This is a genomic window from Bacillus sp. AF62 (assembly GCF_050312695.1).
Taxonomy (GTDB): Bacteria; Bacillota; Bacilli; order Bacillales; family Bacillaceae_G; genus Bacillus_A; species Bacillus_A cereus.
This window is the reverse complement of the sequence record NZ_JBNPJZ010000047.1, coordinates 137,111-161,607: the sequence shown is the minus strand read 5'-3', so window position 1 is coordinate 161,607 and position 24,497 is coordinate 137,111. Positions and strand designations below refer to the sequence as shown.

Sequence of the window (24,497 nt, the reverse complement as noted above, 5' to 3'; positions counted from 1 at the left end):
CTTTTCTTTTATTTTATAAATATACATTTTTTAACATGAAAAATAGACTGAAAAACCAACACGGTCATCCATGTTGGTTTTTCGATTTACTATCATAAATTAAAATTTCGCTGCTACTTTTTTAACGTTTTCTAGACCTTCTTCAACAATTTGTTGTGAACGATCTGGATATTGATTGTGCCCTTCAATTACAACTGTCTCTGGATTTGTAATTCCCCAGAATCCAAGTACAGTTGTTACGTAATTAACTGCCATTTCCATAGGAGCCATTTGCTCTGAAGAGTAATCTGAACCACGAGCACCTAACACAACTACTTTTTTACCACCAACTAAACCTTCTGGGCCATTTGCTGTATATTTAAACGTTTTTCCAGCTTGAGATAAGTATGAAATATATGTGATTAATGGTGCTGGTACTGTAAAGTTCCATAATGGGAATGCAAATACAACCTTATCAGCTTCTAAAAACTGATTTAAATATTGATCTACTGTAGCAACTGCCTTCTCTTCTTCAGCTGTTAACTCCATGCCTTGGCTACGTTTATATCCACCTGAAATCGCGATATTTCCGTAATAAGGAAGATCTAATGCAAATAAATCTAATTCCGTAATTTCTGTATTTGGATTTGCTTCTTTATAAGTACTTACAAATGTTTCATACATTTTTGAACTAACTGCTTGCTCCGCTGGACGATCGTTTGCTTTTACAAATAATACTTTTGACATTTTTTTATTCCCCTCTACATTCGTATTTTCTTCTTTTTTACCAAATAATGAGCTAAATAGTCCCATTTTCTTCACCTAATCTTTCTTTTCATATTCATTATTCATCATCATAAAAATTCTTATTCTAAGAAAAAGTTCCAATAGATACCTTAAGTTAAGCTATCAAAACTTTTTGTTATTTAATTACCTTATGTAAGTGATTGTAATATAGTCACTTACTTTATTCAAGTAACTTTTAATAAAAAATAAAATCTCAATTTAAAAATATTAACTAAAATACAATTGAACACCAAATACATCTTTATTACTTGTATAATAAACTTAGAGAGGAAAATTCATATATAGAAAGGATTTATTCATGAGCACTATAGAAAAGATTCAAACTTTTATTATTCTTTTTGCTGTTACATGCGGCATCGTACTCGGACAATTTAATATGATACATACGTATTCAGACCAGTTTATTGTCCCCTTCTTATTTTTCATGCTATATGGATTATTCCTCAGCATCCCATTAAAAGAAATAAAAAACGGATTTCGTAATTTAAAATTTGCTGGAACAAGTCTTACTATTAACTTCTTATGGACACCTATACTCGCTTGGGGATTAGGAGCACTATTTCTTTCAGATCATCCAGCACTTTGGGTTGGATTTATAATGTTAATGGTTACTCCATGCACAGATTGGTACTTAATCTTTACTGAAATAGCGAAAGGAAATGTAGCACTTTCTACTGCAATTTTACCTGTAAATTTAATTTTGCAAGTACTACTCCTTCCAATTTATTTATTTTTATTTGCTGGTGTCATGAAAACTGTAGCGGTTTCTGTTTTAGTAGAAAGTATTGTTATCGTAATCGTCTTACCATTTATACTTGCACACGCTACAAAATTCATTATGAATAAAATGAAAAAAGCTGAAACTCTCGAGAATAAACTCATTCCGTTTTTCAGCTCTGCTCAAATTGTATTTTTAAGTTTAGCAATAGTAGCGATGTTTGCATCACAAGGTAAATATTTACTTCAAAATATGAATGTCGTTTTATTATTACTCGTTCCTGTTCTATTGTTCTTCATCATTAATTTCTTACTAGGACAATTTATCGGGCGCATCATGCATTTATCTTACAAAGATACAGTAAGTCTAAGCTTAACAACGTTAGCAAGAAACTCACCTGTTGCACTCGCTATCGCTGTAACAGCTTTTCCAGACGAGCCTCTTATCGCACTTGCACTCGTTATTGGACCGTTGATTGAGTTACCGGTACTAGCTTTTGTTTCACAAGTTTTGTTGCTTATTAAGAAAAAACGGCAGTACGCATAATAAAAAACGTCCCATTTTGGGACGTTTTTTATTATGGAAAGATTACATACAACACTTATTTCTTATTTATCAATACAAATGAAATTACCGAAACTACAAACTTAATAATACCAATTATAAAATGATCGGCTCTAAAAATTTTATATGTTATAGAGAATTAACTTTTCGTTACATTAACAGATCCTTTCTAATTAAAAATGATAGGAAACGTAAATATAACGAAAGCTGCCCAAAGTCCGTATATTGGCAAATACTTCGTAACGGCATCTTGGATAGCTTTTGGTCCTGATTTATTTTGCAAGAAACGCATATAGGCAAACATAATCCAAATGAGATTTGCCCAAATCACTATGTTTACTCCTAAAACAGCAAGTCTATTAGGTGTAATCCCGTAAGAAGAAAGTCTAAATACTATGGCTGACAATGCGACAGTGTCAATAATAAGCGCCAGAACAATTAAGGGAAAATTTATATAATCTGAAATATTCTTTTTCTCGTCCGAGTCACTTTCAACGATAGAAAATATAGTAACAGCCAATACACCCAGGAGGATTCCGTTGAAGGCCATTAGGAAATTGCGATCCAAGAACGGATTTTTCCCGACCCAAATTACCGTTATAAGATAGATAAGCAACGTGATCAGGACGAGAGGACTAAAAATTTTAGATATGTATGGTGTAATATTTTTAGCAAGCTTAAGATTCATTGATACTAAGTATGCAGCCACAATAGCGAGAGCCGCTGCTCCAAATAAAACAACATTACTAAAATAGAATTCTCCTATATCTAAGTCAACAAAGCTAAATAAACGCATGGTGAATACTGCTAGTATCATTCCGCTCACTGCCATGCTGGCGTAGAGAAGACAATATTCTAAATTAAATTTTATATAGGCTAATCTTGTACTGCCTTTTGAATATTCATTTCCTGTAAACGCAAGCCCTACTAAGACCCATAAAAATATAGGAAGATGTAAATAAGCAAGAATGGTACTGTCTTTATAATTTAATGGCAACGTATTAAGATACATCCCGGAAATTAGGAACAACGCTGCAAGGGAATAAATAATACTTTTTTTGGGAGTATTATTGTAAACAAAATAAGCAGCAATAAAGGGAATTACACCAAAAGCCAAGTTAATTGGAGCAATTGCTTCCTGTTCGACAAAGTGGAAAATGACCCTGGTGCTTATGCCGGCCAGAATAGCTAAAAGGCCCATGAATAAGAAACCTTTTTGAAACAAAGATGTTTTTTCTTTATTTACTTTCTCCTTGAAATGCAACCTTTCATACCAAGCACCTAGAACCTGAGAATCAGGGTTTTGGTCCCATGCTTGTGAGAATGCTTTTTTAAAAGCTTTCGGATCTTTTCTATACATCTTCTCCAACTCATGGGGGTTATCCATATTTTTAACAATCAAATTGTTAATGTTCATAGTTATACCTCCTCTAATTTTAAAAATAAGGTTGTTACCTTTTAACAAAAGCACCTCACTCATTTATTATGATTTTGATTTTAATACAAAATTTATCGTTTTACAATAAAAAATTATTATTTAAAGGATTTTTTTTATCGTTAAATTTTAAATAAAAGAATAACAAAAGAGCATGACAGTTTTATGTCATGCTCTTTTAACAAATTAATTCTCAAATACAAAATTAATCTTATTATCTTTCCACTCTAATTTCGCATCAAACGTTTTCTCGCCCTTTTTAAAGCCTTTAATTAAATCAGTCTTTTCACCTTTTAAGAGCTTTGTCATATTCTTTTGCGAAATTGTTTTACTTAATATCTTCTTTGAAATGGTGAAATCACATTGCGTTGTATTATAGTTAGAACAACCGTAAAACGTTGACTTATCAATTACATCACCATCACATTTTTTACAGCTACCAACCTTTTTACCCGTTGTAAATTTCGATCCTTTCCGTTCAATCGATTCAACATGTAGTCCCGTGAAATCCCACTTCTCAGACATTTCCACTGCGTCTTCAATAATTTTAGCTGATAGCTTTTTCGTCTGTTCCATAAATGTAGCTGGTGAAGCTGTACCTTCACCAATTTCCGCAAGACGTTGTTCCCATTTCGCAGTCATTTCCGGTGAAGCTAGTATTTTATCACCAATTGCGGTAATTAATACTTTTCCTTTATCAGTCGCATACACTTGGTTTTTCTTTACATCTATATACTTACGGTCTTTCAGCATCGTAATAATACCTGCGCGAGTCGCTTCCGTACCTAAACCTTCTGTTTTCTTTAATACTTTCTCCAGCTCTTCATTCTCTAAATACTTACCAGCTGTTTTCATTAACGTAATAAGTTGTCCTTCTGTATAGCGCTTCGGTGGCTGTGTTTTTCCTTCTTTCACTTTCACCTTTACAACTTTTCCTTCTTCGCCTTCAGCTACAATTGGAAGAATGGTTTCGTCATCTTTATCGTCTTGGAAAATAACTTTACGCCAACCTTCTTGAATTTGCTGTTTTCCTTTTGAAATGAATTCAGCACGTTCATCTACAAGCGTTACAATCGTTGTATAGTCAAAGATTGCAACTTCATAATGAGCTGCAATAAGCCTTCTTACGATCATATCGTATATTTTCTTTTCATCACCTGATAGTCTGCTTGGGTTTGTAACTTGCTCTGTCGGAATAATTGCGTAGTGATCTGTTACTTTCTTTTCATTTACATAACGCTTGTTATTCATAATGGATTCAACCGGAGCCGGTAATAAGCCTTTATATTCATCAAACTGACTTAACTTCTGTAAAATATCAGGGAACGTCGCTGCTTCTCCTTGTGTAACATAGTTAGAATCTGAACGTGGATAAGAAACAATCCCTTTTTGATATAGTGCTTGCGTTATATCAAGCGTCTTTTTCGGTGAAAACTTAAAGGCTTTATTTGCCGTTGCTTGCAGTGATGATAAGTTAAATAAAAGCGGCGGCTGAAACTCTTTACGCTCCGTTTTCATTTCCTTCACAACAGCCGGTTTCCCTTGGCAAAATGCCGCAATTTTATTCGCCATATCAGGATCTTTTAAGCGGGATTCATTATCCTTTTCCCATTTTCCGTCATATTTCTTTCCTTCTATATTAAAGGTTGCAAACACTTCCCAGAAAGGCTCTGACTTAAAGTTTTCAATTTCTTTCTCTCGCTTTACAATCAATGCTAACGTTGGTGTTTGGACACGACCAGCAGAAAATACATCATTCATTCCTTTTTTCTTTAACAAAATACTAAAGACACGTGATGCATTCATACCAACAACCCAGTCAGCGCAAGATCTTGTGTATGCTTCGTAATACGTATTAATTGTATCTGATTCATCAAGTAGATTTTTAAATCCTTGGTAAATAGCTTGCTTCGTTAAAGATGAAATCCATAGACGTTTCATCGGCTTTTGCACGTTACAAAGATTAATAATATTTCGTACGATCAGTTCCCCTTCACGACCAGCATCTCCTGCGTGAATGATTTCTGTTACCTGTGGATTATGTAACAGCTGTTTCACAACGTTAAATTGCTTATACTTTGACTTTGTTACTTCAAATTGAAAACGTTCTGGAATCATCGGTAATGTATTAAGTGACCATTTTTTCCACTCTGCGTGATAATGCTCTGGATTACATAACTGCGTCAAATGACCAATTGCCCATGTACAGTACGCTCCATTTGGAAATAACTCATTCGCTTCTACCTCTAAATATCCATCTTTCCGGCGATATTTAAACTGTGAAACAAGAGCCAACCCTTGATCTGGTTTCTCGGCAATAATTAATTTCATTTTATAACTCCCTATCTGTATTCCAGTGTTACTTTCATTGTCTATATGTTTAGAAGCGATGATAAAACAACAATCTTATTTATCATTCGCGGTTTGTCTCGCAAATGGGAGACCTATAATATTATACGCTTATTCTTTATGGCTTCACAATAGAAACTCATAATATAACAATTTCTTTCACATGCTTATAATTAAAAAAGACGCCCTAAAAAATCAAGCGTTCCTTTGCTTACATCTATGAAATTGTGCAGATAATATGCAGATATTAATAAGCATAAGTACCCTCCATATAAACATATGATGAAATGAACGATAGGACAAGGAGGTATCATAATGTTTGCTTATACGTTAACTACCTTAACACTTTGCTGTACCTCGATTCTTATTACATCCTATATTTCTAAACGTAAGGGTACCCTAATGGAGTATATGGTATTTATTATGTCTTTTAGTATGAGTATCGGTTTAAGTATTGGTTTTTACTTAGGCATTCTCTTTAAGGGGGAATTACTATATTCTACTTTGCTTGCTATTTTAATTAGTGGTTTTATCGGTTTCTTAATCGGTCTACGTTTTCACCTATATACTGCTTTAGAAGGAATGTTCTCTGGATTAATGGCAAGTATGATGGGAGCAATGATTACAGAAATGTTAAACGCTCAACAAGCTCATAATATATTGTTCATTAGCCTCTTACTTACTATAACGATTACTATGTCCTGTGTGATTCAATTATTATCGGAGAACTTTTCTACTTTTATCCAACAGCGTTTTTTGTTATTACTTTCAATTAGTGTAGTAATTATCGTTGCCGTATTCGCGACATTCCCAGATCATACTCCCTCACCTTCATCCGGGCATGATCAACACATACATTAGTACTTGCAACAAAAATGAATAAGCAGCTATCCAAAGGATAACTGCTTCCTATTATTCTGGCTTATTAGGAATGTTTTGGTTTGGAACATAGTCAGATTTATAATCTGTATAGTTCACTTCCGTTACCATCCCTGCTGAAGCATGGTGTAAATCGTGACAATGGAACATCCACTTACCCGGATTGTCTGCTACAAAGGCTACTTCATATTCTTCACCCGGTTTTAAGTTCAATGTATCTTTTACAATTGGAGAACCTTCTATCGGTTTTCCATCTTTACTCAACACCTGGAAAAAGTGTCCGTGTAAATGCATTGGGTGATCATCCATTTTAGAACGATTTACCAACTTCACTTTTACTAAATCACCCTTTTTCACTTGAATTGGGTCAATATCCGGAAATACCTTTCCGTTAATTGTATATACCATTTCATTTCCATTCATTTGCGTATTTAAGTCCATATTATATGTGGCAGTATACTCTTGATTTAATGTGAAACTACCTAATTTTTTAGTACCAGATTTCATTATATCTACTTTCGGTAATTTTTCTTTTTCGTCTGCTTTATCTTTCATCTCTTTGCTGCCATCATACTCAATAACAGCTTTCATTCCTTTTGCACCTTTATTTTTTGAATGGTCTTCAACATACCATTTCCCAGGATTATTAGCAGTAAATTCAATATCATAACGTTCACCCGGTGCGATTGAAATTACTTTATCCTTTATAACTTTTGGATCGTTTATTGGTTGACCATCTGTCGCAATTACTTTTATATCATGGCCATGAACATGTATATCATGTGATAGATAACCAGCATTGACGAGTCTAAGACGAACGTTATCTCCCTTATTCACTTTTAATGGCGCTACTAAATCACCGCTTTTTCCATTGATTGTGAATAAATCGTACATACTCATATCATGACCTTCCATCTTCATATTTCCATGGTCCATTCCTTCCATTTTACTAGAGTCTTTTTTATCACTGCCCATGTTCATATCAGAATGATCCATGCCGTTCTTATCATCATTCTTTTCCCGATTTTCATTACCTTTAGATTTATTACCTATTTGCCCTTTTGTCATTTCTTTTAACTGCTTATTAATTTCTTCTTTATCTGTAACCCATTCATCCAACATTAATGTGTAATCTTTATCATATTTTTCCTTTGTATCTTCTACAATGAGCGCTCCATACAAACCTCTATCTAATTGATTTACAGAATCTTGATGCGAGTGATACCAGTACGTTCCTGGTACGTTCGCTTCAAATTCGTAAGTGAAACTTTTTCCTGGTTCAACTGCATCTTGTGTCACGCCTGGAATTCCATCCATGTTATTTGGGACAGGATATCCATGCCAATGAATAGATACTGGTGCAGATAATTCATTTTTTAATGTCACTTTCACCTTTTCACCTTTTTTCACCCGAATTTCTGAACCAGGAGATGAGCCATTAAATGTCCAGACTGGAACAATAACACCGTTACTTAATTTTTGCTTTTCTTCTTTCGCTATTAAAGTAACTTCTGGTCCTTTTTCAACCTTCAATGGTGTTGTAGCTGTTTCAGTCTGTAGTGTTTTTTTATCATTCATATTTTTATGATCATTTGTTGTATTTGTCGTCACAGAACAGGCAGCAATTAAAAATATTACAGAGACTGTAATGGCTGCTAATACAAATCGCTTCATGGAAAATCACCCCTTTTTCTTTTTCAAAATCATTATAGAAGTTGATTTTCAAGAAAATAAGGAGATGTAATTAGATCTTACGTAAGCTAATTGGAAGATTACTAAAAGCGGAGACATTACAAGAGGCGAATATTTTAGAAATACAAAATGCTTTCCTTGTAGCGACTATATTAGCCGTTCTCGTATTTGTTTTGACGTTATTTCTTAAGAAACAATAACACTGCTATTATTAAATAAGAAAAATGTAGCTAAAATGCTCTTCACAAAAGAACTTAGATTTTTGTATAATAAGAACTAATGTTCTTTACAGACAATGGACTCAAATTACACAAATATATCAAATAGAAGAGGATTGATATACGATGAAAATTGATAGACCAAAAATTTCACCAGAGTTATCTTCAAAGAATTTTCAAGATATTTTTTATGAAGAAGATCCAACATTAGAAGTGTGTGAAATTATAGACTCCACTTTCGAAAATGAATCTGTAGATAGAGTGCGATTGTATGATGCAGTGATAAAGAATTGTAAATTCACTAATACAGACTTTAGCAATATTGATATTACAGATGTTTGTTTTGAAAACTGCGATTTATCAAATGTTAATTTAAGCAATTCTTCTGTTCATAGAGTCGAATTTAAAAACAGTAAATTAATCGGGGTTAATTTTGCAGAATCTAGCTTAGGAAATGTTAAATTTGAGAATTCAATTTTGAATTTAGCGGCATTTGGAAATTCTAAACTAGAAAAAATTATATTTAATGAAACTTCATTAAATAATGCAGATTTTTTTGACTGTAAACTTAAAAAAGTTGAATTCCAATTATGTAGTCTTGATGAAGCTAATTTTGATCAGACATCACTGAAGGGGATAGATATTAGTTCTTCTACCTTTGATACACTTACAGTTTCAGTGAACGATTTAAGAGGATGTAAAGTATCAACATATCAAGCTGTTCAGTTTGCTACTTTATTAGGATTAATAATTAAAGATTAGTATTTCGAAGAAAAGAACCCTATCCCGAATCATGGATTTTTTAATTGTCCACGATTCGAGATAAAGTTCAAATAAATTAGTGATGACTCTTTTATTATTTAACTACAGCTTGGTTTCCTTTTACATGTTCATTATTTACACTCATAAATTCTTCAATTTCTTCAACTTCTCTAATGATATCTTTTGACAAGTTTTCATACCCGTCTTTCGTTACAAGAATGTCATCTTCAATACGAATTCCAATTGATTCTTCTTCAATATAAAGACCAGGTTCAATTGTTATAACCATACCTTCTTCTAACATTCTATCTTTATATGTTCCTACATCATGTGTATCTAAACCAAGGAAATGGCTGACACCATGATAATAGTATTTTGATAACTCTTCATCTTCTTGAATTAAACCAATTGCTTTACACTCTTCTGCCAGTACCTTTTTTGTATGCTCATTTAATGCAGCGAACTTTAATCCCGGCTTAATAATCTCTGTTGTTTCTTTTAATGCTTTTAATACAATATTATAAATTTGTTTTTGACGACTAGAGAATATTCCATTTGCCGGGAATGTATAACTAATATCAGCGTTATAGTAGTCTTTTTGAGCACCTAAATCTAGCAATACTAAATCACCATTTTGAATTTGTGCATCATTATCTTCATAATGAAGAACTGTAGCATTTTTACCACTTGCCAAAATTGTATTGAACGCATGATGCTTAATGCCAGATGATTTCAGTGTAAAATCAAATTGAGCTTCTAATTCATACTCCATCATGTCTGCTTTTGCATGCTTAAGTACGTTGTAAATACCGTCTTTCGTTATAGCAATCGCTTCTTTAATAATTTCAATTTCTTCCTCGGTTTTAAAAACTCGTAATTCACAAATGTTCGGATATACATTACCAATTGTTACGTGTGGATATTTTTCTCTTACATGTTTAGCAAATGCTAATGTTTTTGTCTCCGTACCATTCCACTCGCGACGTTCTATATCTAAATATAGATGCTTCGCATTTTCTGTAAAGAGTATATTTGATACTGCTTTTTCAAAGCTATCTAAATATAAAACTTTCTTTATACCTGAAATTCCCTCTGCTTCTTCGCTAGAAACTGTCTTCCCAACCCATTTTTCCATTACTGGATCTGATTTTTCAATGAAAAGTGTCTCTTCTACACTATTCCCAAACTTTTTCAGCATAAAAATAACATTTGGTTCATCGATTCCCGTTAAGTAGTAAAAATTACGATTCGGTACAAATTTATAATGTGCATCAGCTGACATATGCGGTGCTTGTCCCGCAAATAAAATCGTAACGGATTCATCAGGTAATGTTTTCGTTAGTCTTTCTCTATTTTGAGCAAAAAATGTTGATTTCATAATAATCCCCCTAGTGTTCTATGTATGCTTGTGAAACTAATCATCAATACAATTTATTCTATTATTGTTATAATTTTTCGTCAATTAATTATACTCATAGCGAAAGGAGAATTTTCATTACTCGGGCCTCTTCCACGCTAAATTATGCATACCACTCCACAATTTCTTGATATTTATTCCATATACTTAAAATCTCATATATAGGAAAGGAGCCATAACTTTGAAACATTATGTAGCAACAGGGTTAGCAATTACTTCTTTATTAATAATTTCAGGATGTTCTAGCAACGTCGAAACAGCACCAGTGAAAAAAGAAACGGTGCAATCTCAGCCAAAAAATATAGAAACAGCAAATACGAGTCCGCAAGACTTCTATAAAGAAATTACATCTGGAAAAATCGAGCACATTCACGGAATTGGCTATGCAGGAAATATGTCTGGGATTTCTATCGCCACTCATAGCGGGATAAAAGTTTATCAAAATGGAAAATGGCTTGAAACTAAAACTGGACTACATGATTATATGGGCTTTCAGGCAACGAAGAACGGGTTCTTTGCCAGCGGTCATCCTGAACCAGGTGCAAATTTAAAAAATCCTTTAGGATTATTGAAAAGTTCTGATGGCGGTAATACCCTTGAAAAGCTAGCGTTTTATGGAGAATCCGATTTTCATAACCTTGCTGTCGGATATAATACGGAAGCAATTTATTTATACAACGAACGTCCTAATTCTGAATTACAACAAGGTTTTTATTTCAGTACGAACAACGGACAAGAATGGAAAAATAGTAAGTTAAAAGGTCTTTCAAGTACGATTCATTCCTTTTCAGTACATCCGAATCAATCTAGTGTAGTCGCGGTAAGTGCTAAAGACGGTGTTTACTTATCTACAGATTACGGAAATACATTTGAACTATTCTCTAAATCACTTGAATCGACCGCAATTACATTAAGTAATGAAGATGTTATTTACGCCCCTATTAATAAGCAAATCGTAACGAAGAAATCAATTGCTACAAATGAAGAAACAAACATACAAATTCCACCTTTAGATTCTAAAGATGCAATTATGTATATTTCACAAAACCCTCAAAATTCAGCTGAAATCGTATTTGCTACAATGAAATCAAATGTGTTCATCTCTACAGATGAGGGTAATACGTGGAAGCAGATTGCTAATGAAGGAACATTCCAATTTAAGTAGAAGGGTGAATATAACGTGTTTTCAACAATAAGTGAATGGAGCTATCAACTCATGTCTCCTTTAATGGATGCCGCGAATACTACGAAATCTGTACCTCTTTTATTTTCGTTTTTATTAGGCATAGTAGGTACCCTTGCTCCTTGCCAATTAACAGGAAACATTAGTGCTATTACACTTTATAGCACTCAATCTTTACAAAAGGGACATGTATGGAAACATCTACTGTTATTCATTTTAGGAAAAATAATGGCTTTTACGATACTTGGACTATTAGTATGGTTTTTAGGAAAAGAGATTCAGCAAATATTAACTTTGTATTTCCCATGGTTACGAAAAATGATGGGACCCCTATTAATTTTAATGGGGTTAATGTTGGCAGGTATTATAAAAGCAAGAAACTTCTTCTCAATCAAATTTATACGAGAACAAAATGAAGTTGGCTCATTTTTACTTGGATTCTTCTTTTCCTTAGCTTTTTGTCCGACTATGTTCGTTCTATTTTTTGGAACGTTAATCCCTTTATCTTTATCATATAATTATGGTTACTTGTTTCCAACGTTCTTTTCGATAGGAACTGCTCTTCCTATCGTCGTATTAATGTCCTTCATCTCCTATCTGGGATTAAACGGGGCATTACTGAAGAAGAGCAGGAAAATAGGAAATAGCATTCAGCGTATAGCTGGTTTTCTCCTTATTTTAATCGGATTTTATGATACTGCTCTTTATTGGTAATACATACAAAAGATAAGCTCTAGTGAAATGAGCTTATCTTTTGTAATATTATATTCATTTTTTCTTTTGCTGTAGTTGAGCTAATAAATTCTTAACAAACGCGAGAAACAGCGGGTCATTCTCTTTTTTAGGTGACCATTGCATAATAAGTTGTCGTGGAATTGTAATTTCTATCGGCTGTACAATGAAGTCATGAATAATTTGCTTATGTAGTCCTGATAACGGAACGATTGTTATACCATTAACTTGTATAGTAAGTGCTAATGCTGAACTAATTGATTCTGACTCCATCACTTTATTAACTGTTATTTCATTTTTCATCAAATACGGTTCGAGCACTTCTTTGCAACCAGAAAGCGGCATAATAAAAGGATAATTTTTTATATCATTAATAGTAAGGTTAGGCGGAACTTTTTTTGAAGAAACCATAACATACGGATCTTCACCAATGACATCATAATGAAATCCTTGTATTAAATTTTCTTTTATAGAAATAGAAAAATCTGCACTACCTGATGATAGCCAATCTAACACTTCTTGATAGCTTCCTTCTCGAACTGCAAGTACATATTGACTATGATCAATATTCCCTAGTTGAATACACTCCGCCAAACAATATACAGTAACGGAAGGATACGTAGCTAGTACAATTTTATACAAGCTTTTATTCTTCAACTGGAAAGCTGTTTCCTCAAGTTTTTCATACTCCATTAGAAGTCGATTCACACCAACTAAAAATTCTTTGCCATTTTCAGTTAGAATCGTTCCTTGTCTAGAGCGATCAAATAACGTTATAGCATATCGTTTCTCTAATTTGTTAATAATATGTGTTATTGCTGGCTGTGTCATATGTAATTCCTTTGCTGCCAGACTAATACTATTTAAACGAGCCACATATGTAAAGACTTTAAAATCAAAAACATTCATTCTGTTCTCCTTATATAAAATATATTTATATCATCTATAAATAACCTTCATTATATTTATGAAACCACTTCATTTACACTGAGTATACATCATCAATATTACAAATAGATGAAACTTATATACCCTAGAGGAGTGTTGATTAAATGAGTACTTACATTTTAGTACATGGAGCATGGCAAGGTGAATGGGCATGGGAATTAGTAAAACCTCAACTAGAGGCTTTAGGTCACACTGTTATTACACTAGACTTACCTGGAAGTGGGAAAGATACAACTCCTTCACAAAATATAACGTTAGATTCCTATGTTGATGCAGTAACAGCTAATATAAATCAACAAAATGAAAAGGTTATTCTTGTTGGACATAGTATGGGTGGAATCGTTATTACTCAAACTGCTGAACTTATACCAAATAAAATCGATAAATTAGTATATCTTTGTGCTTTCTTACCACGAAATGGAGAAAGTCTTGGTAGTAAATTAGACGGAGAAGATGGCCCGCAATTCACTATAAATGAAAATGACTTGACTGCTGAACTTATACCTAATCTAATTGAACAAACATTTTTAAATGCTACAGAAGACGGTTCTATTAAAGAAGCATCATTTAATCAAATGCGTCCTCAACCACTAGGACCCTTCCAACAAGAGCTGAAAATATCTGAAGAAAACTTTGGAGCCATAGATCGCATTTATATTGAAACGACTCTAGATAGGGCGATTCCAATTGATTTTCAGCGCCGAATGAATACAGAAACAGCTTGCAAGAAAATTATTACTTTAGAAGCTGATCATTCCCCATTTTTCTCTAAAGCATCAGAACTTGTTCATTACTTAAATGAATTAAACTAAATTTTCCATAAAATAAATAGACACTCACAGGTGTCTATTTATTTTACTAATTAAAAGCTATCTTTACTCTATCTACATTGCCATGCCTTTTTGCTTCATCTCCCACTTTTTATACAGTAGTACTGCACCAAATAAAAATACTCCCGCGACAAATGAAGCTACTGGTAACATCTTTATCATTCCATCTGGAAATACGAGCGGCAATAATGGAAATGCATACACTGCTGGAATACGTACACCAACAATTTTTAATAAAATAAGCATTAATATCATATTTAATAAAGTGACTACAATCCATGAATCAATCGCAAAGTACAATATTGTTCCAACAGTTGCAGATGTAGTTAATACTACTATTTGTTTAAAAGCCATTTTTTCATTGTACATCGGCTTTTGAAGTGATTCATATACAACAACTAATATTGGTGGAATAACTGCTAATTGTTCATAACCAGTTATCCAACATAAACTAATCCATACGAAATTTAGTATGAGAAATACAGTCATATATTTATACTGTATTTGCACTTTTCGCTTAATACCGTTATTCAATTTAAATATAAGAACACCAACCATTAAAATAAATGTTAAAGCGAATACCGCGATAACAAATGACCATTCCGTCGCATTTGTTACTAATGGTAATAAACCTGTCGCAATAGATGGTGCTAAATTGGATTGAATTACACGTAAAAAAAGCATCATGAATACAAGCGTTAAACTTACTTTCCCTAAATAAGCAATATCCATTTGATTCACCATAAAACCAATCACAGCTGTTATTGAAGGTGCAATGAAGATTTTTTCTGGTTGCCTTAACCATCCTGGCTCACGATACGCCCATAAAGCAATTGCCATCGCTGCTATTTCCGGCAGAATAACTTCCGGATCATTTAATAACACACCCGCTGTTACCATGGCTAAAATAAATAAAATAGCAATCGTATATGAGATGATTGTTTCTTTCTTTGAAATTACTGCATTCATTATTACATACTCCTTTGTGCTCATTTCTTTCATAATGTAAAACAACAAATTTTATACCCTACTATGGTATTGTATATTAACATCTTTTCTATTTCAAGTATCATTAAGTTATTCACATCCTTTTTCACTCCATACCCTTACAAAAAAGAAATTTTTATAGACGTTGACACTTAATGAAAGATAGGTTAAAATAACTATACATTAGTAAGTAACTAATGTAATTAATTCTAACTAGAGGTGAAAACAAATGCAAAACATTTTATTCCGTATTAATGAATTATCAAAAAAAGAAAGAACATCTGGATTAACAGTTGATGAAAAACAAGAACAACAAATGTTACGTCAAAACTATACAGAAACATTTCGTGGAAGCCTAGATTCCATTTTATTAAATACAAAAATTGTTGATTCGAATGGTCTTAACGTTACACCAGTTGCATTACAAGATGCTCAAATACGTTTAAAATTAAGCAAATGAGTTCCGCGCTAAAGAATTTCAATAAAACATAAACAGAGCTGGATTTCCTATATAGAAATTCCAGCTCTGTTTATTGTCTTTTCTAATTTAGTAAACGAGCGATACATCGCAATTCTCCACGACACAATCATCGCAAATGCTAGTAAGAAAAACATGCCGCTTAACTCTGCCAAATCAATTGATTGGCTTAAATATGACTTTAATGCCACGCGTACAGCTAATAAGCCTACTAAAATGAATATGAATGCTTTTGACGGTTTCATAAATATATGTTCGCCTTTTATTTCGAACTTAGTTGTTTTAATAAGAAAAATAGAGAAAATAATCCCTATACTAATTGCCTCGACTATTTCTAACGATGTTAATCGAAAATCTGGTAAAAAGTACATCATCGTGCCTGTACTCATAAAAATTGGTGGTAATATAATTTTCTTTTTCGTTACCGGCTTTTTCGCTGCTTTAAAACGTAGAAACATTACCCCAACAGCCATACAAACCGCTATGACACTTGATAAAAGTGCTATCATACTTTCCACTCCTATCTATTTAAATGACTTTTTTAGCAAAATCATAAACCAATAAGTAACTACATGCCGCATTATAGAATTTCTTCATTATATTCCTCCTGCTGTAAACTTTCCATATTCGCTGCAATCATTTTACGCAAAGTTTATGAACGGAATATGAACAAAAAAGCCATTCTGCAATTAATAATTGCAAAATGGCTTTTTAACTTATTTTAAATCGTCAATTGTGAAAGCACCTGGAAGTAATTGCTCAACAGTCACTTCTTTTTCATCACCTTTTACATTCGTTAGTAATACAGGCATTTTCGGATCACAGAATTCAGCAATTACTTGTCTACACGCACCACATGGTGAAATCGGTCCATCAGTTTCTCCTGTAATAACTAAGTAACTAAAGTCGCGCTCTCCTTCTGATACTGCTTTAAAGATCGCTGTTCTTTCTGCACAGTTACATAAACCGTAAGAAGCATTTTCTATATTACAACCAGTATAGATTTTACCTTCTTTCGTAACTAATGCTGCGCCAACAGGAAATTTCGAATACGGAATATATGCTTTTGCTAACATCTTATTTGCTTCTTCGATATATTTTTTCTTATCCATATTATTTCCCCCTTAAAGTATGTGTAATTATGATTAGTCAGTAATAACTGTATGAACTAATTTAGGAGCCACTGCTGTTTCAGCGATAGAAATATTTTCGTAAATTTTTGCTTTTACATCTTCTACATTTTCACGATTTGCATAGATTGTTACGAATGGCTCGCCTTCTTTTACTGCATCGCCAACTTTTTTACGTAACATTAATCCTACTGCTAAATCGATTTCATCTTCTTTTGTCGCACGGCCAGCACCAAGTAGCATAGCTGCGATACCAATTTCATCTGCAACAATGTTAGAAATAACACCTGAAGTTTTTGCAGGTACATCAATTACATACTTCGCCTGTGGCATTTTTTCTGGATTGTCTACAATTGAACTATCTCCGCCTTGATTGCTTAAGAACTCTTTAAACTTCTCAGTTGCTTTTCCGTTTTTCATCACTTCAATTAGCATTTCACGAGCTTCTTCTAACGTATTTGCTTTTTTCGCAAGTACGACCATTTGACTTCCTAATACAAGTACTAATTCCGTTAAATCTTCTGGGCCTTCACCTTTTAACGTATCAATCGCTTCTTTCACTTCTAGAGCGTTACCAATTGCAAATCCAAGAGGTTGTGACATGTCTGAAATAACAGCCATAGTTTGACGTCCTACATTATTTCCGATACGCACCATTGCATGAGCTAATTCTTTTGCATCTTCTTCTGTTTTCATAAATGCGCCAGCACCTGTTTTTACATCAAGTACGATTGCGTCAGCACCAGCTGCAATTTTTTTACTCATAATTGAACTCGCGATTAATGGAATTGAGTTTACTGTTCCTGTTACATCACGTAATGCATAAATCTTTTTATCTGCAGGTGTTAAGTTTCCAGTTTGTCCAATAACAGCTACTTTGTCACGGTTTACAATATCAATGAACTGCTCTTTCGTAATTTCAACATGGAATCCTTCTACCGCTTCTAATTTATCAATTGTTCCGCCTGTATGTCCTAATCCACGACCAGACATTTTTGCTACTGGTACATCTAAAGCAGCTACTAATGGTCCTAATACTAATGTTGTTGTATCACCAACACCGCCAGTTGAATGTTTGTCTACTTTAATTCCTTCAATTGCTGATAAGTCGATCGTTTCTCCAGACTCAACCATCGCCATCGTTAAATCTGCACGTTCGCGATCTGTCATATCTTTAAAAAAGATTGCCATTGCAAGTGCACTCACTTGATAATCAGGAATACTTCCGTCTGTATATCCATTAATAAAGAATTTGATTTCTTCAGTCGTTAATTCTTTGCCGTCACGTTTTTTTGCAATAATATCTACCATTCTCATTACAATCACCATTCCTTTTTATATGATATGAATCTATTAAAATAATAAGCCAACGATCGTTGCTGATAAGAAACTTACTAATGTTGCACCGAAAAGTAATTTCAAACCAAATCTTGCGACTACATTCCCTTGCTTTTCATTTAAGCTCTTAACTGCCCCTGCAATAATTCCAATTGAAGAGAAGTTTGCAAATGAAACTAAGAATACAGAGATAATCGCTGTCGTTCTATCTGAGAAATTAAAGTTTCCTTGTGCTAAATCTGTCATAGCGACAAATTCATTTGATACTAATTTTGTTGCCATAATATTTCCGGCATTAACTGCTTCATGCCAAGGTACACCCATAATAAATGCAAATGGTGCAAATGCATAACCAAGAATTTCTTGGAATGAAATACCGATTACACCTTTAAATACTGCATTAATGAATGCGATAAGAGCAACGAAACCGACTAACATAGCTGCTACTGTAATCGCAACTTTAAATCCATCAATAATGTATTCCCCTAATACTTCAAAGAAAGTCTTTTTCTCTTCTTCTTGTACTTCTAACATATCTTCTTCCTCAGTAACTTCATACGGGTTAATGATAGAAGCAATGATGAAGCCACCGAATAAGTTAAGCACTAAAGCGGTTACAACATATTGTGGTTTTAATAACACCATATACGATCCAACGATAGACATTGAAACGGTAGACATTGCAGATGCACATAATGTATACATTCTTTTCTCTGGCAATAATCCTAGTTGTTTCTTAACTGAAATAAACACTTCAGATTGTCCTAAAATCGCAGAAGCAACAGCGTTATATGATTCTAGTTTCCCCATTCCATTTACTTTACTTAATGCTAGACCGATAGATTTCACAATAATAGGTAATACTTTAATGTGTTGCAAAATACCTATTAAGGCTGATATAAATACGATTGGCATTAATACACTTAAAAAGAACGAAAACTCTTTTTGATTTACTAATCCACCAAATACGAAATTCACACCGTCAGCGGCATATTTTAATAGCTCTCCAAAACCATCTGCTATCCCGCTAATTAATATATTCCCTACACTTGTATTTAATAATAGAAACCCCAAAATGAATTGTAATATAACCATCGTTATGATTGGACGATATTTGACTTTCTTTCTATCATTACTAGCAAGCCAAGCGATACCTAAAATCAATACGAGGCCAAAAACACCGATTAAGTATTTCATAAGCCGTTTCCTCCCATTCGTATCCGCTTACATTTTTTTCAATTATTAAAGCAATAGATATACTTTAAACGTATATCTATTGCTTTAAGCTTTTATCGATTAGTAGTTATCTGTAGCACCTTTTGCATCATTTAATACGATTGCAACACTAGCACTTGCTCCAACGCGAGAAGCTCCAGCAGCTACCATTTTGTCTGCATCTTCACGTGTACGAACGCCACCAGATGCTTTTACACCAACGTTTGGTCCAACTGTTTTGCGCATTAATGCGATGTCTTCAGCAGTTGCTCCGCCAGTTGAGAATCCAGTTGAAGTTTTTACGAAGTCAGCACCAGCTTTTACTGATAATTCACAAGCGCGTACTTTCTCTTCATCTGTTAATAGGCAAGTTTCAATGATTACTTTTACAAGCGCTTTTCCTTTTGCTGCTTGTACTACTTCATAAATATCTTTTTCAACGAACTCGTTGTCGCCATCTTTTAAAGCGCCTACGTTGATTACCATATCAACTTCAGTTGCACCTTTTGCGATAGCATCTTTTGTTTCAAATGCTTTTGTTTCAGTAGTGCTTGCTCCTAATGGGAAACCGATTACAGTACAAACGTCTACATCATGTCCAGCTAGTTCATCAGCCGCTAATTTTACCCATGTTGGGTTAATACAAACAGAAGCGAATTTATATTCCTTTGCTTCTTCGATTACTTTCATAACATCTTCTTTAGTAGTATTAGCTTTTAAAATTGTATGGTCAATTAACTTTGCAATGTTCATTATCTTCACTCCTCATATCTTTTAACAACTTCATTCTAACTCTTAGTTGAACAAATGTAAATACACTTTTGAAATTTTGTTCATTATTTTTTAAAAGGCATTTTCTTGTAGTAAATAAAGCGCATTCTAACAAAGAACACTTCATATATAATCAAATTTTCTATGTTAACAATGGTAGTATGTATCTCCATATCCATAATTATTTTTAAAAAGGCAATTTGTGTTCAAAAAAGACTCCTATCATTCATACATAACAAAATAAAAGGAGTTCTCAAAATTAACATTTTGAGAACTCCTTTTATTTCTAACCTTTTTGATAATGTAACAGTTCTTTTGCTGTATGCTGATCGATAATTAATACATTTGCATACCCGCCACGTAACGCACCATCAATTGCTTTTATTTTTCTATTACCACCTGCAACTAAAATAGAGCGTTTCTTTAATTTCAGTTCCTCTAACTCAATTCCAATTGTACGCTGATTAATCTCTTCGCTACTAATATTTCCGTCTCCATCAAAGAAACGTGAACAAATGTCACCGACCGATTGTTTTTTGAGTAAACTTGTTTCATCCTTATCGAAATAACCTAATCGGAATAATAGCGCTTCGTCTCGCACTGTTCCTACAGTGAAAACTGCAATATTCGCTTGTTTCCCCATTTCAATAATGTGATGAATATGTCGATCCTGCTCTACTAATTCTTTTGTCACTGCATTATCAAATATAACTGGAAGAGGTAGATTTCTTGGCGTCGTTTGAAAAGCATCTGCAAATAAAGCTATCGTCTCATTCGCATATGTATTTACACTCGAATGACTAATACCGCCTTTTAACTGGACAACCTCTACCCCTTTTACATGTTGCGGTACGATTTTTCTAGCGATTTCATACATCGTCATTCCCCAGCTTACACCAACAATATCACCGTTTTTAACCGTCTTTTCCATATACTCAGCAGCATATTTACTTATATACTCTGTAATCGTTGCATATTCCGGTACTGGAGAAAACACAACATGTGCCTCTAACAAGTTGTACTTTTCTTTCAGTAAATTCCCAACGTTATCTAAATCCGCAAATGGATCGGCGATGCTAATTTGAACAAACCCTTTTTCTTTCGCGTACTTTAACAATCTAGAAATCGTCGGTCTTGAAATATTTAATTTGTTAGCAATTTCTTGCTGACTATAATCTGATTGATAATATAATCTTGCAACTTCAACGCTTAATTGTTGTTTATCTTTTTCCATAGTAACTCATTACAAATCCCTTCCTGTATTTCCCTTTCGTTACAAGCATTATACAGCTTTATGCAAAAAAATTCGACTACCGAATTTTATTTAACTGAACTTCTATTACGCTTATTATATATAATGAAATCGTTCAATAAGAAACATGAAACATCATCTAAAGACTACCTTTGTTAAAATCTATTCAAATATCCCTCATAAACAAAAGATACTGTCCATAAGGGGTATGTATTCAATTTAACTTTATAAAAATCGGATGAAAACAAGCAAGTTCCCACTTATTTAGAATAAGTGAAAAGATGATGTTTTATTTGTTCAATAAAGTAATGATGGTGTATATTATCGTTAGATACTCGACTTGCCATAATAGCTCCCTCCATTGAAGAGGCAAGAAAAGAAGCGAGTGATATAATGTCTATATCTTCTTTAAGTTCTTGTTTCTTTATTCCTTCTTTTATGAGAGAAGCCATTAACATTACTGTATCATCATAGCCTTTTGCTGCTGCTTTTTGTAATTCTGGAAATACTCCAGTACTTTCAATTGCGCTATTAAGTAATGGACAGCCTCCAGCAATAGGAGGATTATTAGCTGCATCTTGATATACAAGGAATATTGCAAGGATTTTATCAATTGCATTCTTTTTATTTTCCATTGCTTTATGAAAATGACTCCACATAATCTCACCACTTTTGTCGTAGGCAGCAAGGACAATTTCTTCTTTACTTTTAAATCTACGATAAATAGATCCTTTAGGTAACTCAGTAGCTGTCATTATATCCTGAATGGATGTGCGAGTTATCCCATTAGTATTAAATAAATATAATGATGTTTCAATAATTTTTTCTTTTACCTTATCAACTTTAGTCATGCTTTGTAATCCTCCTAATGAAAACGATCCTAATATTCTAGGTAATGTTTACCCTCTATTTTCTTAATTTTTTTGTAAGTATAAATAAGTTCGGAACAGAAATATCTTATCAATCCCTATCTTATGGAAACCTCAAACAATACAATTTGAAAAGAAGTTAATCAAATTATATTATCCATATAACTTAAGCGAATTTTCTGTTAAAATAACATGACCGATTGTTTAATTCAGTCATATTATACAACTAATTTTACCTAAAATCGTAGAGGTGTAAAAATATATAGTTAATTTTAACGTATAGACATATGATTATTATATATAATTTTTATTAATATGTTTAGCTAAAGTGTTTGAACTACTCCCACTTTCACTTCGTATATTAGGATATCTCCCGCAGTCCTTGCAGTTAAAAGCCTTATCACTTCATTCTATAAAAAGCTAATTGTCAAAAATTAATGAGTACTGAAATTTGCTTGTAAATAAGCAACTGAGATATAAATATATTTGTTGTTTACCATTTTTATTTTATTAATAATTTATAAAAGGGGTTTAAAAAACTAGAAACTTATAGTATCATTAGTTTCCGAACCGAACGGTCCGGTTCGATATTTATATAAATATATTTTAGAAGGAGAACATAATGCAGAAAGAAAAATCAAAGATTCTAAGTAATTTAATTATGGAGGTAACAAAGTGAACTTTATACAAACCAATAAAAAAGAAATTAATATGCTACTAGTTTTTACAATCTTTACACTACTTCAATTTGGCTGGTTCATATTATTTGGCCTATCACTTTTAACTAACAGCAATTTAGCTGACTCAGAATTTATTATTAGTGCCATTGCTTTTACTGTACCTGCTATTATAGGAATAATTTTATTTAAGAAAGAAATTATTGAGAGTTTTGCTTATTTTAAAGAGAAGACAATTTTGAAAATAGTAAGTGTTCCTCTGGTGGTTTTATTTACGGTAATTGTAGAACAGACTGTTATGCGTTTTCTCGCACTTGGTCAGCCAGAGAATCAAGAACAGCTCCTTGAAACGGGCGCGGAGATACCTCTTATATTTACATTACTTGTATTTGGTATTCTCGGTCCAATACTTGAAGAAATTATATTTCGTTATATAATATTAAATCGTTTTTCACATTATATTGGTACTGCTATTGCATCTATCATTTCGATTCTAATTTTTACATTCCTTCATACGAACCAGCTTTCGGATTATGCTATATATCTACCTGGCGCGGTGATACTTACTGCGGCTTATCTTATTTCTAACAGATCCCTTGCATATGTTATGGCGATACATATGCTAAATAATTCTATTACTTTTATTCAATTGCATATGTCATAGGAAAACATATGTTAGACAATTGCAAGTTTTAATGCAAAAATGCTCTATGTTTCTATCGAGTATTCTTGGCAACAGAACCACTTTTTCTACGGCATAAGAAAGCCATAAGAAAGCTAATCAAAAATTATAATATATTAGGAGAGTGTCAGTCATGATTGTAACAACGACTTCTGGAATTCAAGGTAAAGAGATTATTGAGTATATTGATATTGTAAATGGGGAAGCTATTATGGGTGCAAACATTGTACGCGATTTATTCGCTTCAGTTCGTGATGTTGTTGGTGGCCGTGCTGGTGCTTATGAAAGTAAGCTAAAAGAAGCCCGTGATATTGCGATGGACGAAATGAAAGAACTTGCAAAACAAAAAGGTGCGAACGCTATCGTTGGTATTGATGTAGATTACGAAGTTGTTCGTGATGGAATGTTAATGGTTGCTGTAAGTGGTACAGCTGTACGTATATAAGTAAATAAAAAGAGATATTAATAAATCATTGTACGTCGAAAAAACACAGTTTGAGTGTAAACTGTGTTTTTTTATATAGAGGCCCCCATCACTATCAAGCTAAAATTTTTTAGTACCTCCAAAACGAAATTTTGTGTCAA

The 24,497-nt window shown here is 33.2% G+C and carries 23 protein-coding genes; 9 read left to right on the top strand and 14 right to left on the bottom strand.

The features are described from left to right. Window positions 1-99 precede the first annotated feature (99 nt). On the bottom strand, window positions 100-792 hold the full coding sequence (locus tag ACQRBL_RS09070) for an FMN-dependent NADH-azoreductase (protein WP_000522528.1): 693 nt from the start codon (window positions 790-792) through the stop codon (window positions 100-102). A 292-nt stretch (window positions 793-1,084) separates the two neighbouring features. Here ACQRBL_RS09070 and ACQRBL_RS09065 point away from each other — a divergent pair, with 292 nt between their 5' ends. After that, window positions 1,085-2,050 (top strand): arsenic resistance protein, encoded by a 966-nt coding sequence (locus ACQRBL_RS09065; RefSeq protein ID WP_411995693.1) that lies wholly within the window; start codon window positions 1,085-1,087, stop codon window positions 2,048-2,050. A 187-nt stretch (window positions 2,051-2,237) separates the two neighbouring features. Here ACQRBL_RS09065 and ACQRBL_RS09060 read toward each other — a convergent pair whose 3' ends face one another. Next, entirely contained in the window at window positions 2,238-3,485 is a 1,248-nt protein-coding gene (locus ACQRBL_RS09060) for a DUF4153 domain-containing protein (protein ID WP_001024723.1), read from the bottom strand. Window positions 3,486-3,689: 204 nt separating this feature from the next. Further along, on the bottom strand, window positions 3,690-5,834 hold the full coding sequence (topB, locus tag ACQRBL_RS09055; protein WP_000766771.1) for a DNA topoisomerase III: 2,145 nt from the start codon (window positions 5,832-5,834) through the stop codon (window positions 3,690-3,692). Between the two features lie 333 nt (window positions 5,835-6,167). Between topB and ACQRBL_RS09050 the strand changes: the two genes are divergently transcribed. Next, window positions 6,168-6,713 carry a hypothetical protein gene (locus ACQRBL_RS09050; protein ID WP_000458538.1) on the top strand — a complete coding sequence of 182 codons (546 nt, stop codon included), beginning with the start codon at window positions 6,168-6,170 and terminating at the stop codon, window positions 6,711-6,713. Window positions 6,714-6,764: 51 nt separating this feature from the next. Here ACQRBL_RS09050 and ACQRBL_RS09045 read toward each other — a convergent pair whose 3' ends face one another. Further along, window positions 6,765-8,405, bottom strand: coding sequence for a multicopper oxidase family protein (locus ACQRBL_RS09045; protein ID WP_411995694.1), 1,641 nt, complete (start codon window positions 8,403-8,405; stop codon window positions 6,765-6,767). Window positions 8,406-8,767: 362 nt separating this feature from the next. Here ACQRBL_RS09045 and ACQRBL_RS09040 point away from each other — a divergent pair, with 362 nt between their 5' ends. After that, on the top strand, window positions 8,768-9,403 hold the full coding sequence (locus tag ACQRBL_RS09040; protein WP_000687268.1) for a pentapeptide repeat-containing protein: 636 nt from the start codon (window positions 8,768-8,770) through the stop codon (window positions 9,401-9,403). A gap of 94 nt (window positions 9,404-9,497) precedes the next feature. Here ACQRBL_RS09040 and ACQRBL_RS09035 read toward each other — a convergent pair whose 3' ends face one another. Beyond that, window positions 9,498-10,781 (bottom strand): aminopeptidase P family protein, encoded by a 1,284-nt coding sequence (locus ACQRBL_RS09035; RefSeq protein WP_000842977.1) that lies wholly within the window; start codon window positions 10,779-10,781, stop codon window positions 9,498-9,500. Between the two features lie 220 nt (window positions 10,782-11,001). Between ACQRBL_RS09035 and ACQRBL_RS09030 the strand changes: the two genes are divergently transcribed. Further along, complete coding sequence (locus ACQRBL_RS09030) at window positions 11,002-11,985, top strand: F510_1955 family glycosylhydrolase (RefSeq protein ID WP_411995695.1); 984 nt, start codon at window positions 11,002-11,004, stop codon at window positions 11,983-11,985. A 15-nt stretch (window positions 11,986-12,000) separates the two neighbouring features. Continuing rightward, window positions 12,001-12,717 (top strand): sulfite exporter TauE/SafE family protein, encoded by a 717-nt coding sequence (locus ACQRBL_RS09025; RefSeq protein WP_222592260.1) that lies wholly within the window; start codon window positions 12,001-12,003, stop codon window positions 12,715-12,717. A gap of 54 nt (window positions 12,718-12,771) precedes the next feature. On the opposite strand, the gene ACQRBL_RS09020 is transcribed toward ACQRBL_RS09025, so the two are convergent. After that, window positions 12,772-13,644, bottom strand: a complete 873-nt coding sequence (locus ACQRBL_RS09020; protein ID WP_001100328.1) for a LysR family transcriptional regulator — start codon at window positions 13,642-13,644, stop codon at window positions 12,772-12,774. Between the two features lie 143 nt (window positions 13,645-13,787). Here ACQRBL_RS09020 and ACQRBL_RS09015 point away from each other — a divergent pair, with 143 nt between their 5' ends. Further along, window positions 13,788-14,495 (top strand): alpha/beta fold hydrolase, encoded by a 708-nt coding sequence (locus tag ACQRBL_RS09015; RefSeq protein ID WP_023521695.1) that lies wholly within the window; start codon window positions 13,788-13,790, stop codon window positions 14,493-14,495. A 72-nt stretch (window positions 14,496-14,567) separates the two neighbouring features. On the opposite strand, the gene ACQRBL_RS09010 is transcribed toward ACQRBL_RS09015, so the two are convergent. Further along, complete coding sequence (locus ACQRBL_RS09010) at window positions 14,568-15,482, bottom strand: membrane protein (protein ID WP_000994724.1); 915 nt, start codon at window positions 15,480-15,482, stop codon at window positions 14,568-14,570. Between the two features lie 247 nt (window positions 15,483-15,729). Between ACQRBL_RS09010 and ACQRBL_RS09005 the strand changes: the two genes are divergently transcribed. Next, window positions 15,730-15,960, top strand: coding sequence for a DUF896 domain-containing protein (locus ACQRBL_RS09005; RefSeq protein ID WP_001179618.1), 231 nt, complete (start codon window positions 15,730-15,732; stop codon window positions 15,958-15,960). A gap of 47 nt (window positions 15,961-16,007) precedes the next feature. Here ACQRBL_RS09005 and ACQRBL_RS09000 read toward each other — a convergent pair whose 3' ends face one another. From ACQRBL_RS09000 to ACQRBL_RS08970, 7 genes are all read right to left on the bottom strand, one after another. After that, window positions 16,008-16,487, bottom strand: a complete 480-nt coding sequence (locus ACQRBL_RS09000; protein ID WP_000561070.1) for a CcdC family protein — start codon at window positions 16,485-16,487, stop codon at window positions 16,008-16,010. 207 nt (window positions 16,488-16,694) lie between these two features. Further along, a complete protein-coding gene (locus tag ACQRBL_RS08995) occupies window positions 16,695-17,090 on the bottom strand; it encodes a cytidine deaminase (RefSeq protein ID WP_000358521.1) in 396 nt (131 codons plus the stop codon). A 33-nt stretch (window positions 17,091-17,123) separates the two neighbouring features. Beyond that, complete coding sequence (locus ACQRBL_RS08990; RefSeq protein ID WP_001983022.1) at window positions 17,124-18,425, bottom strand: pyrimidine-nucleoside phosphorylase; 1,302 nt, start codon at window positions 18,423-18,425, stop codon at window positions 17,124-17,126. Between the two features lie 36 nt (window positions 18,426-18,461). After that, window positions 18,462-19,643 (bottom strand): NupC/NupG family nucleoside CNT transporter, encoded by a 1,182-nt coding sequence (locus tag ACQRBL_RS08985; RefSeq protein WP_000876188.1) that lies wholly within the window; start codon window positions 19,641-19,643, stop codon window positions 18,462-18,464. A 99-nt stretch (window positions 19,644-19,742) separates the two neighbouring features. Further along, window positions 19,743-20,414 carry a deoxyribose-phosphate aldolase gene (deoC, locus tag ACQRBL_RS08980; RefSeq protein ID WP_001017440.1) on the bottom strand — a complete coding sequence of 224 codons (672 nt, stop codon included), beginning with the start codon at window positions 20,412-20,414 and terminating at the stop codon, window positions 19,743-19,745. A gap of 304 nt (window positions 20,415-20,718) precedes the next feature. Continuing rightward, window positions 20,719-21,666, bottom strand: coding sequence for a sugar-binding transcriptional regulator (locus ACQRBL_RS08975; protein ID WP_000409787.1), 948 nt, complete (start codon window positions 21,664-21,666; stop codon window positions 20,719-20,721). Window positions 21,667-21,944: 278 nt separating this feature from the next. After that, window positions 21,945-22,535: a TetR/AcrR family transcriptional regulator gene (locus tag ACQRBL_RS08970; RefSeq protein WP_411995696.1), complete on the bottom strand. Its 591-nt coding sequence runs from the start codon at window positions 22,533-22,535 to the stop codon at window positions 21,945-21,947. Window positions 22,536-23,228: 693 nt separating this feature from the next. Between ACQRBL_RS08970 and ACQRBL_RS08965 the strand changes: the two genes are divergently transcribed. Next, on the top strand, window positions 23,229-23,894 hold the full coding sequence (locus ACQRBL_RS08965) for a CPBP family intramembrane glutamic endopeptidase (protein WP_242265753.1): 666 nt from the start codon (window positions 23,229-23,231) through the stop codon (window positions 23,892-23,894). A gap of 151 nt (window positions 23,895-24,045) precedes the next feature. Further along, window positions 24,046-24,357 carry a YbjQ family protein gene (locus ACQRBL_RS08960; RefSeq protein ID WP_000637507.1) on the top strand — a complete coding sequence of 104 codons (312 nt, stop codon included), beginning with the start codon at window positions 24,046-24,048 and terminating at the stop codon, window positions 24,355-24,357. Window positions 24,358-24,497: the final 140 nt, after the last annotated feature.